This window comes from Vibrio sp. CDRSL-10 TSBA (assembly GCA_039696685.1).
Taxonomy (GTDB): domain Bacteria; phylum Pseudomonadota; class Gammaproteobacteria; order Enterobacterales; family Vibrionaceae; genus Vibrio.
This window is the reverse complement of record CP155565.1, coordinates 1,248,016-1,265,978: the sequence shown is the minus strand read 5'-3', so window position 1 is coordinate 1,265,978 and position 17,963 is coordinate 1,248,016. Positions and strand designations below refer to the sequence as shown.

The window sequence follows — 17,963 nt, the reverse complement described above, 5'->3', positions numbered from 1 at the left end:
GCTTAATATCCCATCAGCTGCAACAGATTCTCCGCGGTACGAACTGCTTCTTTACGATTGGCGATGTTGAGTTTCTGGTACAGATTACGGATGTGGGTTTTGATCGTGGTACCGGCGACATCGAGTTCCTGCGCGATTTGCTCGTTACTTAAGCCCGAGTAGATAAGCCCCAGCACCTGCCATTCACGCTGCGTGAGCGGGCTGGTGCGCACCAGTTCCGGAATGTTCGGGTGATTGATCAGACTCTCGACAAACTCTTCGTCAAAGTGTACTGAGCGGCTGCGCTGCGTGGTGGAAATCTCTTTCATCAGTTGCTGGGCGCGGTGACGTTCCAGATCGCCCAAATCAACCCGGTGAGACAGTTTTTCCAATAGGTGGCCAATTTTACTGCCGTCAATGAGGAAATTACCGATCATGCCGGTCTGGTTGGTCAGGCGCAGTGCGGCTTTGAGTTTGTCGCGTGCCACGTCATCCTGACCACAAGAAGTGGCCAGACATGCTTCGACGATCAGGTTACGGTTGGTATCGGTCACCAACTGGTACTGCTGCGCTTCAGTTTGCATAAATGCCAGAGTCTGGCTGGCGTCGTCATTCTGACCCAGGTTGATCTGCGCGCGGGCTATGTTACGCCACTGCATCTGCTGAAAGTGGTTGCGGGCATGCTGTGGGCGAATACTGCCTTGCAGCCATTCTGCAATTGCGGTTTGATCGTCGCGTGCCTGCCAGTACAGGATCAGTGATAGTGACGCATTGGCAGTCCAGTCGACATGGTAATTGGACTGCTTGAGCAGATGCTGAATCTGTTCGATAAAGCGGCCGGCCTTATCGAGTTCACCCCTGCCGACTGCAATGCGCGCCAGCATTGAGTAACTATGCAGGTGCTGGCTGGGTGACTGTTTACCCAATACATCCAGCCCTTTGTAAGCGCACTCCTCGGCTTCGTCAAGCCGGTTCCAGCACCACAGGATTTGAGCGCGGATACGCAGCAGGAATTCATGCAGCGGCAACTGGTGCAGATGCTGATCTTCCACCAGCTTAAACGCGTTATCCTGCACCTCAAAGGCCGCCTGAACATATCCCTGAGCAATCAGAATCTCACTCTGCTGCAGCAGTGCCCACAGTGCCTGATGATAGACCTGATACTGACGCGCCAGCTTTTCGGTCTGTTGCATCATCGACAGGGCACGGCTGAGATTGCCGAGCACATGGTTGACTTCACCCACCACTGAGGTGGCGACAATGCGGCTGCGGTAGATGGTGTTATCGAGTTGGCCCAGCGCCTGCTCAGCCAGCTCAAGCGCTTTCTCCGGTTCATTCTGGTTGATGGCGACCTGGGCACGCAGCGCGCAGAAACTCCCCCTGCTCTTTACTGCTGGGTTTGATATTCAGTGCGCTCATCTCCTCATCAGCGCGTGCCAGCAGATCGCCAACGGCGTTGTAGCGGTGCTGACTTTGTGCCAGCCAGGCTTGTAGCAGGCACAGTTTCGGCTGGCTGTAGAGCTGAGTCGGGCTGAGCAGATTAATTGCCTCTTCGAGAATTTCCAGTTCACCTTCGTTAAACATCTTCCAGCCATACTCAACCAGAATACGCGCCAGCAAATCTGAATCCTGGGCTAAGCGGGCATGGCGCAGAGCCTGATGTGCCGTGTTGGCTTCCAGCCAGGCAAGCGCGGCAGCCCGATGCAACTCCTGCTCCTGCTGCGGAATATTCGCCAGGCGTTGGTGGGCAAGAAATTCGGCAAACAGGTTATGAAAGCGATACCAGTTATGTTCACCTTCCAGCGGATAGATAAACAGGCCATAACGGTTGAGCTGCTCTATCATGTTGAGTGCGTCATCACGTTTGGTTAACGCGGCGACCAACGCATCGTTAAAGTGATCGAGTACCGAACACTGCATCAGAAAACGACGGGTGTCTTTATCAAGCAGATCAAACACTTCTTCTACCAGATAATCCCACAGGTGGGCGTGGTTAAACTGGGAAACTGATTCGGCCGACTGGGCCAGAGTCCGTTTCTGATGCTGAGCTTGCAGTGCGATAAGCTGCAGAGCTGACGGCCAGCCCTCGACATAATTACGCAGGCTGACTGCGGTGCTGTCATCAATGCCTTCTGCAACACGCTGATTAAAAAAGCGCGTCGTCTCCTCGTTATCAAACGCCAGCAGATCGTTGCCGATTTCGATCATCAGATCGCGCACCCGCAGGTTTGCCGTGCCCAGCGGCGGGATCATGCGACTGGTGACCACCAGGGTCAGATTGTCCGGCATATGCTTGAGGAAAAAGCGCATGACTTCATGGATATCTTCATCGCTGATCAGATGGTAGTCGTCTAAGACCAGATAGCACTCTTGCTGGAAATCGGACATTTCGGCAAACACTTCGCTCAGCAGCGAGTGCAGGGTAGAGAACTGGCGTCGTTCGGCCAGCTTCTGCGCATTCGGGCAGCTTTGATGCGTGGCTTTATTGAGCGCCTGCAGCATGTAGTTCATAAAGCGAAACGGATCGTTATCACTCTCATCGATGCTGTACCAGCCGACGTTGGGCTTATCGGCCAGCCATTGGGCGGCCATGGTGGTTTTGCCGTAGCCGGCAGGAGAGCGGAACAAAACCAGCTTGTAGTAAGGTGCCTGCTGAAGCAGTTCCAGAACACGTGGCCGGACGATAGCATTATGCAACCGCCCGGGACGAGTAAGTTTAGAAGGTATCCACATGTTAATACGTTCCGTTCTGTCATTTTTGTTATACGAAGTGAGTCAGCTCACGTCTTGATGCAAGAATGTTACTTGATGTCATTGCCTACGTTTATTGATCCGCGGCGAGATTTAAGCAGGATTCACACTTCTTACCGAACTACGCCCCGTAAGTGTGAATCTGATCACCAATTTGATGCAGTTATGCACCGTAATGGCGGCGGTCTTCCACCAAAACGCGCGCAATTAGCGGTTTCTGTTCTATTTGAAATGTGAGCGATGTTGCATTTTGAGCAACTGGTCCATCAATCAATCACGTCGCTTTCATAAATACTCCGTACGCTTTAATGGCAGGTTGCTGTGATCCTGGTCACTCAGAAAATCTTACTGGCTGGCTTGTGTGAGAGATGGATCACTCAAACCCGGGTGCTCCTCCTCTACGCCCTTACTCCTACTCCCGTGGGAGTGGTGTTGTGGGAGGATGTTTTGCTGGCGCGCTAGATGCAGGATATGTCCCAGCTGGATTAGAACCATAAGTGAGATTTCTCCATGAAACCTACGCAACAAAAAACATTTGATAAAGCTTTGTTCCAAGACAACGTGAAACGCCATCTGACTGCCACCTACGCGAGTACCGTTGAACATGCCAACAGCCGTCTGTGGTACCTGGCGATGGGTCGTGCGCTGGCTGAGCTGACCACCTTTGACCTGCTGGAAACCGAGCAGGATGAGCGCATTGTCAATGCCAAAAGCCTTAACTACCTGTCACTGGAATTTCTGATCGGTCGTCTGACCGGTAACAACCTGATCAGCATGGGTCTGTACGAGCAGATCGCTGAAGCCATGGCGGAGCTGGGTCTGAGCCTGACCGACATCCTCGAAGAAGAGCGTGACCCTTCACTCGGTAACGGCGGCCTGGGACGTCTGGCGGCATGTTACATGGATTCTTGTGCTGCGCAGGAGTACCCGACCGTCGGTTACGGTTTGCATTATGAATACGGCCTGTTCAAGCAATCATTTGAAGATGGCCACCAGAAAGAAGCGCCGGATGCGTGGGGCGGGGTGGAAGGCTACCCGTGGGAAGTGGCCCGTCCGGAAACTGAAACAGGAAATCGGCTTTTACGGCCATGTAGAAGTCATCCAGGAAAACGGCGTCGAGAAACGACGCTGGGTTCCGGGCATGCTGGTGCAGGCGATGCCGTGGGATTTGCCGATTGTCGGCTATCAGAGTGAAACCGTTTATCCGCTGCGTTTGTGGGAGTGCCGCGCGATTGCGCCTTTCTCGCTGGAGAGCTTTAACAACGGTAACTATTTTGAAGCGCAGCACGCGCTGATCGATGCGGGCAACATTACTAAAGTGCTGTACCCGAACGATAACCATGAAAAAGGCAAAACTCTGCGTCTGATGCAGCAGTACTTCCACAGCGCGGCGTCAGTACGCGACATTCTGCGTCGTCACGAAGCGGCTGGCTTTGCTCTGGCTGATCTGCCTAAGCAGGAAACTATCCAGCTCAATGATACCCACCCGACCATCGCCATTCCGGAGCTGATGCGCATTCTGATCGATGAGCGTGATCTGTCGTGGGATGAGGCGTGGGCTATCTGTTCACATACGTTTGCTTACACCAACCACACTCTGTTGCCGGAAGCGCTGGAAACCTGGAGCGAATCTCTGATCCAGCGTCTGCTGCCGCGCCATATGGAAATCATCTACCAAATCAACCATCTGTTCCTGCAGGAAGTACGCGCCAAATGGCCGGGCGATGTGTCTAAACAGCAAAAACTGTCGGTTATCGAGGAAGGTTTCCACCGTATGGTGCGTATGGCCAACCTGTGCGTCATTGGTTCGTACGCGGTCAACGGGGTGGCAGCGCTGCACTCTGAGTTAGTCAAACGCGATCTGTTCCCTGAGTTTAATCAACTCTATCCGGGCCGTTTGCAAAACGTCACCAACGGTATTACCCCGCGTCGCTGGCTGAAATTCTGTAACCCGGGCCTGTCAGCCTTGATCAGCGATAAGATTGGTGACGAGTGGCCGGCGCATCTTGACCAGCTGGAAGCCATTTCGCAGTACGCGGATGATAAGACCTTCCAGCAGCAGTTTATGGCGGTCAAGAAAGAGAACAAACAGCGTTTGGCAGACTGGGTTAAACAGCACATGGACATTGAGCTCGACACCAATGCGATTTTTGATGTTCAGATCAAACGTCTGCACGAGTACAAACGCCAGCATCTCAACATGCTGCACATCCTGTCGCTTTACCATCGCCTGGTGAACGAAGCCAGTTTCGATATGCACCCACGGGTATTCTTCTTTGCGGCGAAAGCGGCGCCGGGTTATCACCTGGCGAAAGAGATCATCTACGCGATTAACAAGATTGCCGAGAAGGTCAACAACGATCCGCGTGTCAGTGACAAGCTGAAAGTGGTGTTCATTCCGGATTACCGGGTCAGCATGGCGGAAATCATTATCCCGGCCGCTGATGTTTCCGAGCAGATCTCGACCGCGGGTAAAGAAGCCTCCGGTACCGGCAACATGAAGATGGCACTCAACGGTGCGCTGACCATCGGCACCATGGATGGCGCTAACGTTGAAATTCGTGAAGAAGTCGGTGATGACAATATCTACATCTTCGGTCTGGAAGTCGACGGTGTCGAAGCGTTGCGGGCACAGGGTTACAACCCGTACGACTTCTATCATGCCGATCCGCTGCTGAAAGCATCACTGGACTTGCTGCTTGGTGACGAGTTTACCCCGGGTATGCCGGGCAAACTGCGCACCACTTATGACAGCCTGTTGGATGGTGGTGACCCGTATCTGGTGCTGGCGGATTTCGCTTCTTATGTTGCGGCACATCAGGCGATTGATGAGCAGTACCGCGATCAGGCCGGCTGGGCTAAGAAAGCGATTCTCAATACGGCGCTGGTGGGTAAATTCAGTTCCGACCGCAGTATTCGTGATTACGTGAATAACATCTGGAAACTGGAAGCGGTCAAACGCTGAGCCTGATTCCAAACCAGCCCGGGGCAAAAGTCCCGGGCTGTGCCTTCATCATATTAATTACAATAAACCCTACATGATTTGAAGGGTGGCAATTCCCTTCGGAGAGAGCGATGAAAGACAATAATGCGTTAATGCAGGTCGCTGAAATGGCGAATATATCCAACCGCTATATCAGTGCCTGGGGCGACGAAGCGCACGTACAGGATGAGACGATTCGCCATCTACTCGACTGCATGGGTTATGACACCAGCAGTGACGACGCACTACTCAAATCGGCGGAGAAAAAGCACAAGAAAGATGTACTCGATCCTGTGCTGGTGATCCGCGACGGTGAAGCGGTCGAAGTCCCCTTATATCTGGGTGTCAGTGCGCGTGAAAGTGAGTTTAACTGGCGCCTGGAAACCGAGCAGGGAGAAGTACTTGAAGGCTATCTTCAGTCGCAGATCGTTCGGGACGAGCGTGCCGAGGGTGGCCCTCTGGTATTTGCTTTGCCCAGTGACTTAGCCTGGGGTTATCACACTTTGTTGATCACCCGTAAGCGTCGCAAAGCGCCTTACAGCATGACATTGATCATCGCCCCTGCTGCCTGTTACAAGCAGCCGGCTCTTGAGCAACACAAAAAACTGTGGGGCCCGAGTGTTCAACTCTACACCCTGCGTACCCAGCACAACTGGGGTATGGGCGATTTCGGTGACCTCAAGCAACTGGTGGCGGACATTGCTTCACGTGGCGGTGATTTCGTTGGTCTTAACCCGATTCACTCGCTGTTTCCGGCCAATCCGGAAGGTGCCAGCCCGTACAGCCCGTCATCGCGTCGCTGGCTTAATATTCTCTACATTGATGTCAGCTCGGTACCGGAATTTGCTCTGAGCGCTGAAGCGCAGCAAAAAGTCGGTAGCCCGGATTTCCAGCAGCGTCTGCAAAAAGTGCGTGAAGAGCATTGGGTCAACTACAGCGAAGTCGCGGCGATGAAAATGAGCGTGTTGCCTTTGTTGTTTGCCGAGTTTAAAACCCGCCATCTCGATAAAAACAGCGATCGCGCCGCCACGTTTCTGAGCTTTGTCGAGCAGGGCGGTGACAGCCTGTTGCATCAGGCAGCGTTTGACGCACTGCATGCCCAGTTGCATGCTGAAGACAGCAACGTCTGGGGCTGGCCGGTATTCCCGGAAAAATACCGTCGCTTTGACCTGGCTGCGGTACAGAAATTTATTGAAGACAATCAGGACAGTGTGCATCTCTACATGTACCTGCAGTGGATTGCCGATACCCAGATCAGCGAAGTGCAGACTCTGGCTGAAGAGAAAGGCATGTCAGTCGGCCTGTACCGTGACCTGGCGGTTGGTGTGTCTGATGCCGGGTCAGAGACCTGGGCTGATGAGGGGATTCTGGTGCAGGATGCCAGTATTGGTGCGCCGCCGGATATTCTCGGCCCGCTGGGCCAGAACTGGGGGCTGCCGCCACTCAATCCGCAGGTGCTGGAGCAAACTGCGTATCGCGCCTATATCAATCTGCTGCGCGCCAATATGAAGCATTGTGGCTCGCTGCGCATTGACCATGTGCTTGGCCTGCTGCGTCTGTGGTGGATCCCGAAAGGTGAGAAACGCGACCAAAGGCGCTTACGTCTATTACCCGGTGCGTGACATGCTGGCGATCCTGGCGCTCGAATCACATCGTCACCAGTGCAGTGTGATTGGCGAAGATCTCGGTACCGTGCCGGATGAAATCGTCGAACTGCTGCGCGATGCCGGAGTGCACTCCTACAAGGTGTTCTTCTTTGAAACCTCCAAAGAAGACGGCGGCTTTATCTCGCCGGCTCATTATGCGGATCAATCCATGGCGGCACTGTGTACCCACGATATGCCGACCCTGCGTGGCTTCTGGCACTGTGATGATCTGAAAATGGGACGTGAAATCGGCCTGTATCCGGATGAAGATCAGCTTGAAACCTTGTTTGCTGATCGCCTCAAGTGTAAGCAGGGCATTCTCGACTCGGTAGCCTGGCATGGTTTCCTGCCACAAGGTGTCGGGCGTGATGCCAGCCTGGTACCGATGGACTCTTATCTGAGTGAAGCGCTGCAACTGCACGTTGCTGCCGGGTCATCTGCGCTGCTGAGTGTGCAGCTTGAGGACTGGCTGGAAATGGATAAACCGGTCAATATTCCTGGCACGGTAAATGAATATCCTAACTGGCGGCGTAAACTGTCGATGAATCTGGATGAGATTTTTGCTCGTGAGGATGTTAACCGCATTGCCTCTAAACTGAGTGAAGTCCGAGCCACAGCGAGCAAGTGAATGATCGTGGAGTGATTTTGCGATTTCTCAGCATTTACAATGAGAAGTTTAGCCTGGGTCACTCCATGGCCAAGATGAGTTCGATAAGATGGTTTTATGCTAGCAGCCCGCTTCTTAGCGGGCCTTTTTTTCCTTAGGTAAGTTCAGGTTTAGGAGTAGGAATATTGAAACCGACCAAAAAGAAGCCGTCCAAGCAGCAACTGGCCTATCAGCAGCTTTCCAGCGCTGCCTTTGCTGATCCATTCGCATTTCTCGGTCCTTTTATTCCCACACAGCAGGGATCTCTGCGGGTATGGATGCCCGGAGCCAATAAGGTAGAACTTCTGATTGAGGGTGAAGCAAGAATTGAGCTGCAACGCGAGCTGGATTCCGGCTTTGTGCTCAACGCCGAACGTGATTTGCGCTTCACCCATTACCAGTTGGCCATCGACTGGGATGGGGTAGAGCAGATCATCGACGACCCGTACCAGTATCATGGTATTTACGCCGAATACGACGATCTGCACACGCCCAAAGCCATGTATCACCACATGGGCTCGCAGTTTGTGACTGTAGAGCGTGATGGCAAACAGATTTCCGGGGTCCGTTTTTTAGTCTACGCGCCGCACGCGTCAGCCTGTAGCCTGGTCGGCTCGTTTAACCAGTGGGATGGTCGTCGCCATCCGATGCAGCGCCTTGATTACGGCATCTGGGGTCTGTTTATTCCCGGGTTGCAAGCCGGCGTACAATACAAGTTTGAACTCAAAGGCCCGCAGGGTGAAGGCTTGCCACACAAAGCCGATCCGTGGGGCAGTTATGCCGATCAGTATCCGTCGTTTCGCGTCTGTGGTTTATGATCATCAGGGCTATCAATGGCAGGATGAAGCATGGCAGACGCGCGCGGTGACGGAAAAGCGCAGAGAAGCGTTGTCGTTTTATGAGCTGCATGCTGGCTCTTGGAAACGCGGCGAAGATGGCCGCTTCCTTAATTACCGGGAGCTGGCCGATCAGCTGGTGCCGTATCTGGTGGATATGGGCTACAGCCATGTCGAGCTGATGCCGGTCTCGGAGCATCCGTTTTACGGCTCATGGGGTTATCAGCCGGTCGGTTTGTTTGCGCCAACCAGCCGCTTTGGCAGCCCGGATGATTTTAAATACTTTGTTGATGTCTGCCACCAGGCGGGTTTAGGCGTGGTGCTGGACTGGGTGCCGGCGCATTTCCCGTCTGACGATCATGGCCTGGCCAACTTTGACGGCACGCCACTTTATCACGACCCGGATCCACGCCGTGGTTGGCATCAGGACTGGAACTCGTTTATCTACGATATGGGGCGCGAGCATGTGCGCCGTTTCTTAGTCTCTAACGCCTTGTACTGGTTTGAGATGTTCCATATCGATGGCATCCGCGTCGATGCGGTGGCTTCTATGCTGTATCTTGATTACTCGCGCAGTCACGATCAATGGATACCGAACATTGACGGCGGACGGGAAAACTACGACGCCATTGCGACGCTGAAATGGATGAACGAGGAAGTGTACAAATACTTCCCGAACGCGATGACTATCGCTGAAGAGTCGACCGCCTTTCCGGGCGTATCCGCGCCAACCTTTATGGGCGGGCTTGGTTTCGGCTTTAAGTGGAATATGGGCTGGATGCACGACAGTTTGTCGTACATTAAAGAAGATCCGGTACACCGTAAGTACCACCACAATACGTTGACCTTCCCGCTTATCTACGCGTTCAGCGAGAACTATGTGTTGTCTTTGTCTCATGACGAAGTGGTGTACGGCAAGCAGTCACTGATCTACAAAATGCCTGGTGACGAGTGGCAGCAAACGGCTAACATGCGCGCTTACATGGCCTATATGTATGGTCAGCCGGGTAAGAAGCTCAATTTTATGGGCGCTGAATTCGGCCAGACCGCAGAGTGGAATCACGATGACCAGTTGCAATGGTTCCTGCTTGATTTCCCGCGTCATAAAGGTGTGCAGAGTCTGGTACGCGATCTCAACCACCTCTATCGCAGTGAAGCGGCGTTACACGAACTCGATTGTGAGCCGAAAGGCTTTGAATGGCGTCTGCAGGACTCGGCCGATGCCAGTATCATCGCCCATGAACGTTTCAGCGACAGTGGCGAACGGGTGCTGATAGTCACCAACTTCACGCCGGTGCCGCACTCTGCATTCCGTCTGGGGGTGCCGGTCACAGGTCGTTATCAGTTGCTGCTCAATACCGATGACTGCAAATACGACGGCAGTGACTTTGAAGTCAAAAACCTGCTCGCGACCGAGAAAGTCGCCAGTGAAGATCTGCCGCAGTCGCTTGAACTGCGCGTGCCGCCGCTGGCAACGCTGATGTATAAATTCATCGATTGAGGCTGTCTAAGCGCGTGAAGCCGTTTAAGCGAATCATTGACTACCGCGAATAGTCTGTTGCTTTCATCATCCAAGCCCGATTTATAGTGTAAATCGGGCTTTTTACTGCCTGTTACAATGGCTTTTTGCTATGGAAGTGATGCGGTATTGAACCTCTTTTCCTGGAAGAAGTTTACCCGCCAAGCAAGATGTTGCTCGCCCGGGGGCAGTTTATTGCTCTAAAAATAGTTAATTCAATATAACTGACTGATTTTTATAAGTTGTGTTTTTGGCATCGACCTTGCTCCCTTATGACTGAATTCGCGCCAGGCGCACGTTTCAATCATCGTCGTGGTAAACGACATAATCAGTTAGAAAGGAATTAGCAATGCCAACTCCATGTTATATCTCTATCGAAGGTCAAACTCAGGGTCTTATCACTGCAGGCGCTTGTACTGCGGATTCTATCGGCGATTCATTCGTTGAAGGTCACGAAGATCAAATGCTGGTTCAGCAGTTCGATCACAACGTTACTGTACCAACTGACCCACAATCTGGTCAGCCTTCTGGTCAGCGTGTACACAAGCCGTTTAAATTCACTGTGTCTTTGAACAAAGCGGTTCCACTGCTGTACAACGCACTGGCGTCTGGTGAGAAGATGACCAACGTTGAGCTGAAATGGTACCGTACCTCTATTGAAGGCAAACAAGAGAACTTCTTCACCACTAAGCTGGAGAAACGCCTCTATCGTGGATATTCACTGCGAAATGCCACACTGTCAGGATCCTGCGAAATCTGATTTCACTCAGAACCTGACTGTGTCTATGTCTTACCGCAAAATCACCTGGGATCACGTTAACGCGGGTACTTCAGGTTCTGATGACTGGCGTAAGCCTGTCGAAGCGTAAGTCACGCTCGAACTCAGTTGCCCGCCGCTGGCGGGCAACTTTGTCAGCCTTAAACCCAAAGTATCTGACCCGCGCCATTCTGTTTCAGCATGGTCACGGGTGTTTTGCGTTTAGGGGTGAGCAAAAATTTGTCCGGCTGAGCGCACAGCGCCGACCGGTTTAACTCAGCAGTTACCCATCTTTACCGAGTAGCAAGGAATGGCAGCATGGCGACGTTAAGTTATCAAATTCAGGTCGAAGGGCTGGAAGACGACACTCTGGTGGTGCATACGTTTAACGGGCAGGAAACCTTGTCCAGTGAGTGGCAGGGCAGTGCACCCTGTCATGGTTTCCGCTATCAGATTGAACTGGCCAGCCGGCAACCGAACCTGAGCGCTGACGCTATCGTCGATAAAACCGCAGAGCTGACGTTTTATCGCGACAATGTGCTGGTTCAGTGCGTCAACGGCATTGTGCGCCGCTTCAACCGCGGCGATACCGGTCATCACCATACCTTCTACTCACTGACATTGGTGCCGGCGCTGGAGCGTTTGTCACTGCGTCACAACAGCCGGATTTTCCAGCTTAAAACCGTGCCGGAGATCATCGCTGTCCTGCTGCAGGAGATGGGCATTAATGAGTATGCCTTTTCCCTGACCCGCGATTGCGCGCAGCGTGAGTTTTGTGTCCAGTACCGCGAATCCGACCTCGATTTCGTTCATCGTTTGGCCGCAGAAGAAGGGCTGGTGTACAGCTTTGTGCATCAAGAAGGCAAGCACACCTTGCTGTTCAGTGATGCATCAGATTCTTTGCCGTCACTCGGCGTGCCGGTGCCGTACAACACGTTAGCCGGCGGCGTGATGGATACGCCTTACATTTCCGCACTCAGCAGCAATACCCAGGCGGAAGTCAGCCACACAGTGCTGCGTGACTACAGTTTTAAAAAGCCGGCTTATTCGTTTGCCCAAAGTGCGACCGGCACCGAGATGGCCTATCAGCAGGACGGTTACCAACACTTTGATGCGCCGGGGCGCTATAAAAACGATGCAAACGGCAAAGCGTACAGCCAGATCCGTCTCGACTATCTGCGTCGTGACGCACACAGCGCCTGCGGGCGCAGTAATCAGCCGCTGCTGCGCGCCGGGTTTAAGTTTGCCCTGACTGAGCACAGCGATGACAGCCTCAACCGCGAGTGGCTGGTGGTCAGTATTGCGCATCAGGGCAGGCAGCCACAGGCATTGGAAGAGGCGGGCGGCAGTGGTGCCACGACTTATGCCAACCAGTTTAAGCTCATTCCGGGCAATATGAACTGGCGCGCCACGCCGCAAACCAAACCTCAGGTTGACGGCCCGATGATTGCCACTGTGGTCGGCCCGCAGGGGGAAGAAATTTTTTGTGACGAGCATGGCCGGGTCAAACTGCATTTCCCCTGGGATCGCTATTCCAACCGAGACGAGCACAGCTCATGTTGGGTGCGGGTTGCCCAGGACTGGGCCGGCAGCCAATACGGTATGCTGGCTATCCCGCGTATCGGCCACGAAGTGATCGTGTCGTTCTTAAACGGCGACCCGGATCAGCCGATTGTCACCGGACGAACCTACCACGCGACGAATGTGGCGCCGTACACCTTGCCAGACAATAAAACCAAAACCGTGCTGCGCACACAGACCCATCAGGGCGAAGGCTATAACGAACTGAGCCTGGAAGATCAGGCCGGTAGTGAGCAGATTTATCTGCACGCGCAGAAAGATCTCGAACGCCTGATTGAAAACGACCAGACCTACCGCATCAAGCACGATAAACATCAGACCGTCACCAACGACAGTTTTACTCAGGTGCACAACAACCAGCACCTTACCATCGGCGGCGAAAGTCGAACCAATATTGCCCTTGATAACAGCGTCGATATCGGCGGCGGACTGCAGCAGAAAGTCGGCGCCAAATCTATCTTTGAGGCCGGCAGCGAAGTCCACCTCAAAGCGGGCAACAAACTGGTACTGGACGCCGGCAGCGAGATCACCATCCAGGGCGGCGGCAGCTTCATCAAAATCGACCCGGCCGGCGTACACGCGGTCGGCTCAGCCATCAACCTCAACTCCGGCGGCAGCGCCAGTTCAGGCTCCGGCTACGGCGGCCTGACGGCAGTATTGCCTGGGGGGATAGAGGCGGTGGCTGCGCCGGAAGCCGCTGAAGCGCAGAGCATCACCGCCAGTCAGCAATCGATGTCGCCGCTGCTGAAAAGCCGGCAGATTGAAGCGCTGAAAGGTAAAGATCCGGTTTGTGAAGTGTGTGAAGAGGCAAAAGAGCAGGCATGAAAGCAAACTTAGTGACCACAGTTCCAGATATGACTATCGATTCACATGAGGAGCTTTACCTTTTGGTCGATGGTGCGCAGATTGAACACCTTGCGGTCAAGTTGTATGGCCTCAAAGGTGAGCTGGATCTAGAGCCGATTTATCTCGATGCTCCGTATCAGGAATTGCTGCCGGTTTCGCCGTATGTCATCAGAGCAACACAGTCGGTAACAGATTGGTTTTTAGAGTTAAATGAAGCGATGGCGGGGTATTTCTTTTCCTCATCATTGCCACTAAATCAGGTCGCGGATGGGTTACGAAGCCTGATTAAGGTCGAATCCCCCTATGGCTCTTCAGTATTTGCCAAAATGGCGAACACAGAATGTGGATACATATTGCTCAGTACCGGAGTGGCTAATTTATGGCAGGTGATGAATCAGGCCTGGCTACCCACCCGAAAAAGATGGCAGCACTTGGTACAGCCTGACGCGCTGCTTGCTATGGAGCAAGGTACCTACAAGCTTTCTGATGAGCAGTGGCGCTTATTGGGTCAGGTAACCTGGTGTAATACCCTGGAAAGTATCGAAAATCATATGCTGCGCTGGTTTCCGGAAACACTGGCTCAACATGCCTCTCAGCCTGACTGGCTGGCATTACAGGCCGAAAATGCCTATCAGCAAGGCTTTAGCTCTGAGCGCGACCTATTGATGTTTTTTAATGTCATCGGCTTTGTCGGCCTGCAAGCCGTTCAAGAGCCGGTTTATGCGGATATTTTCCAGTTGATTCATCAACCTTCGCAACAAACCCCATCACAACGTATTGAAACAGCAGCAAATCTGGCATACCAGTATTCACAATCGCAGGAGAGACAAGCATGAGTGGCGCAATGAATTCAGCCAAATCCGGCCAGACAAAAGATTCTCAGGATCCGGCCGGTACTTGTCCGCTTAAGCTGTCTATGTTGGGCATTATTCCGGTTCGATATGCGTTTGATGATAATGATGAACATGGTGATCAGCTACATCCGTTTCCCCGACGATGGTAAGCGATGGCAAGGAAGGTTCAAGTCTGACGATCGCCACTATACTCTGCGGCAATTGCGTGATGGCTGGATTTACGTGTTTGATCAAACAGCCAATACTTTTCATGAATATCAGGTGCTTGGCTCTAAGTTTATCAAGATTGACTGGTCATCAGATGAAGCGACAAAACCCGCTGCTGAGCGGGGGAGTGAAGGTGAGACAAAAAGTTGCCTGTTTTATCCCTCAACACATACGCTATTTATTGGTTACGCTCATCAGCGCTGGACATGGCGGGTTTGCGAGCATATGCGCTCTGATTCATCTAGTCGCAATGCTTTAATGCGCAAGTTAAGCTTAAATCAGTGTGATGAAAATTCAGCGCTTCCTCATGCTCAATTCGCCCGCTATTTAGGTGATTATGTCGCAGATATCGATGTTTCAGATCAGAATGAACTGTTTGAACATACGTGTACTCCGCTATCCGTCACTGAGCAACAAGACGATACCCCGAGCGAGAGTGAGTTTAATTTGGTCGCAGTTAAACCTGCTGCAGCGAGTAGTGAATATCTCAGCGATCTGCCAGAGCAAACAAGTGCTGTTTTTGTGGCCTTGGATGATCCATTGGCAGATATCTCAGATCTCTTTATTCAATTTGCTGGACAAGTTAATAGTCGTAGTCAATTGATGGGGGATGAAGATAAACAGCATAAGCTGCAAATGGCGGCGTTAACGCGTTCTTTGGGGCGAGTGACAGTTGAAGAGAAAGACCTTCCTGAATACATAAAGCAAGATCCGATTCGTATCTTAGAGTTTGAAAAAGCTCTGACCGAGTATGTTTCTAACGCTGAGTTAGCGGAAATTCAGTTTACTCAAGCCGCCAGTCAGGGGGCTGTACCTATCTTTGACTCACCCATACAAAAAGAGGCTGATCAGCAGTTGGCGGAACTAAAGAGAATGTACAATTTCTCCCCTAGCAGCCAACAAATGCGTGAGTGGCAGAAAAAAAATAATATTTTTCATGATGAAGTCCGTTGGGGCGATCTGGATAGTTTTCTGATTGAGCATTACACCAAATTAGAAGGATTGGATGAACAAATACAAGCCCATTATGCCAAATTTATGACTGCGTTTAATCAGCTTGGCACTGATCCTGTTTCACTGGGAATAGATAATCAGGATGCGTATCAGCAAGCCTATTTAATGGATTTAGTGAGTCAATTTTTAACAGTGGTAACCCAAGCCAGCAGCAGTGAGAAGGGCCAGGCAAGGCTTAAGAAAGAGTTATCTTTCGATTCGCCGAAAAATTTGATGGCATTAGCCTCTTCTGGCTTTTGTGTTGAAGCCAATAAAGCAATTAATGACCATGTTAAAGATTTTAGTAATTCGTTTCTCTCCTTCTCTACGCCGAGTGATATGGTGACGCTATCCACTGCGATTGCGAACTGGGATACTTTCACCGGCGATAGCCGGATTAGGGAGAAGGCTTGGTTTAAGTCCTCAATTGAGCCGATTCAACTTAGTTTTTCTGCGATGCAAAGCGCCATTGCTAATCAGGCAAAAGACAGCTGGGGAGCGTTGCAGGAACTGCTGTTTCCCGTATCAATTTGCACGCAAACCAGGTACACAGAGCTTGCTCTCAAACATCAGGCTGCTTTTAGTAGAAAGCATCGTTAATGAAGATGCGATTCTTAAGTCTAACCCCAATTATGCAAAAGAATTGGGAAATTTTAGAGTTAAACTGAACAATATACTCAAAGAGATCGATGGGGCGATTAATCTCAAGCCTGGAAAAATAAGTCCCAAAAATCATCAGGTTGGTATGGCCAACGCAGCCAGGCGCAAGCTGGAAAATTTGTTTAGTCAAGAGTTACCTATGATGGTCACGCTCAAAGAACAAGCGGCGATGAAGACTTTCCAGCAGTCCGTAAATGAAAAGCTTGAAGCTGTGTGGCAAAAAACAAAAGTGAACACTACATCTGTCAGTAATTCTTTAGGAGGCCTGGGGGGATTGGTTTTTGCACTGAACTTATGGAACACCATGGCGGTGCTGGAGGCTTTACCTCAAAAACTTGCCGACAATTCGAGTTTAAGTCCGCTAGACAATCCTGCTGTAGGAGAAGCTCTATATGCAACCGGTTATACCGTGGTGGCTGCCGGAGCGATCAGTGTGGGTCGAGCTTGGGACACAATTGTTAGAAAAGATCTTCTGAAGATATCTTTAAAAGTAGCGTTAAAAAATGAGTCTACATTAGTAGTACAAAATACACTTAAGACTTTTTCTAAATCTATTGCATTAGTCTCAACTATCGGTTTTATTTCCAGCGCATTAGAGACATGGGAAAGTTATGTGCGATTCAAGGATACTTCCAGAACACCAATGGAAAGAGCTGGTTATGCTCTAAAGTGGTCTGCAACTCTCGCACAGAGTGCCATATTTGGTATACAGTTGGGAGCTTGGTTAGGTAGCCGTTTATTTGGAATATTTACTATCGGTTGGATCAGTGCTGGTTGGATGTTAACGGGTATGGCTGTTATCGGTGTTATTTATCTGATTGCTGTCATCATAACCAATGTTTTTAAGCGCTCTGATTTAGAAAACTGGCTAAGGGATTCAACTTGGGGAAAAAAACCAGAATTTTGGACAGCAACGGAAGAGTTGATCAATTTGGAACGGTTGGTTCATCGCCCTGTTATTCGGCTAAAATCTGTATTGAAAGATCTTCCTAATAATCAACGTTATAATTTTAACATGCAGTGGCAGATTGAAATAAAAGTTCCCTCATATCTTGAAAATAAGGCAATTGGATTACAAATTACACGCTCCCCAAGGCAGCAGACGCTTTCATATCAGATACCGAAATCAAGCTCTCCAGTACTTATTAATGAACAGTTGGGAAATTGGGAATCGGAGGATGATAAGTTGGTGTATCGATTAAATTTAGGTGGTAGTGATCAAGATATTATTGGTGTTTGTATTTCTTTGCCATTTAACTGGATAACTCAGGATAATAAAGCGATAAAATTTTGTGCGCAAGGTTCCAGTAATGGTGAGTTGGAATTGGATCCGATAAACGAAAAAGATTTTTCAACAAGAATTGTAAATGTAGAGAAAAGTAAATGATATCAGAGAAAGAGTTGCAAAAATTGAAAGAAAAACTATATAGCAGTGAAAGTGTTTTTAGCTGGGAATATACCGGTATAGGATCGCGTCTTGCTACTATCTGGCGCTGGTTATTAGTTATTGTCGCGGGGCTAATTCCTTTGGCTTTTCTTGTGGTAAGTGATCTTAATTCCAATGATGTTTTATTTTGGATTAATATTATTATTTGTGTTGGTATGATGTTTGCCACTAGGTATCTATTTTTTTCTGATAGAAAATTTCATTATTATTTGACATCTGTGGGTATTAATTATACTGAGCAAGTGGCGGTTTCCTGAT

The 17,963-nt window shown here is 50.8% G+C and carries 3 protein-coding genes and 6 pseudogenes; 8 read left to right on the top strand and 1 reads right to left on the bottom strand.

The genetic code is table 11. From position 1 onward, the window contains the following. Positions 1-2: 2 nt before the first annotated feature. Positions 3-2,712: pseudogene (gene malT, locus ABDK09_06190) on the bottom strand (HTH-type transcriptional regulator MalT). 528 nt (positions 2,713-3,240) lie between these two features. On the opposite strand from malT, the pseudogene ABDK09_06185 reads away from it, so the two are divergent. From ABDK09_06185 to ABDK09_06150, 8 genes and pseudogenes are all read left to right on the top strand, one after another. Beyond that, positions 3,241-5,695 (top strand): annotated as a pseudogene (locus ABDK09_06185) (glycogen/starch/alpha-glucan phosphorylase). 110 nt (positions 5,696-5,805) lie between these two features. Beyond that, positions 5,806-7,987: pseudogene (gene malQ, locus ABDK09_06180) on the top strand (4-alpha-glucanotransferase). Positions 7,988-8,151: 164 nt separating this feature from the next. Beyond that, positions 8,152-10,342 (top strand): annotated as a pseudogene (gene glgB / locus ABDK09_06175) (1,4-alpha-glucan branching protein GlgB). Between the two features lie 367 nt (positions 10,343-10,709). Further along, positions 10,710-11,229, top strand: a pseudogene (gene hcp-2 / locus ABDK09_06170) (type VI secretion system effector Hcp-2). Positions 11,230-11,435: 206 nt separating this feature from the next. Beyond that, on the top strand, positions 11,436-13,523 hold the full coding sequence (locus ABDK09_06165) for a type VI secretion system tip protein VgrG (GenBank protein ID XAW87743.1): 2,088 nt from the start codon (positions 11,436-11,438) through the stop codon (positions 13,521-13,523). After that, positions 13,520-14,380 (top strand): DUF4123 domain-containing protein, encoded by an 861-nt coding sequence (locus tag ABDK09_06160; protein XAW87742.1) that lies wholly within the window; start codon positions 13,520-13,522, stop codon positions 14,378-14,380. Before ABDK09_06165 ends, ABDK09_06160 begins: the two co-directional genes overlap by 4 nt. After that, positions 14,377-17,645 (top strand): annotated as a pseudogene (locus tag ABDK09_06155) (T6SS effector BTH_I2691 family protein). Before ABDK09_06160 ends, ABDK09_06155 begins: the two are co-directional and overlap by 4 nt. Continuing rightward, entirely contained in the window at positions 17,642-17,962 is a 321-nt protein-coding gene (locus tag ABDK09_06150; GenBank protein ID XAW87741.1) for a hypothetical protein, read from the top strand. Before ABDK09_06155 ends, ABDK09_06150 begins: the two are co-directional and overlap by 4 nt. Position 17,963 lies beyond the last annotated feature (1 nt).

Excerpts from the sequence above, each read along its gene's own strand:
- ABDK09_06165 (XAW87743.1), top strand. The coding sequence starts at position 11,436 with ATGGCGACGTTAAGTTATCAAATTCAGGTCGAAGGGCTGGAAGACGAC.
- ABDK09_06160 (XAW87742.1), top strand. The coding sequence starts at position 13,520 with ATGAAAGCAAACTTAGTGACCACAGTTCCAGATATGACTATCGATTCA.
- ABDK09_06150 (XAW87741.1), top strand. The coding sequence starts at position 17,642 with ATGATATCAGAGAAAGAGTTGCAAAAATTGAAAGAAAAACTATATAGC.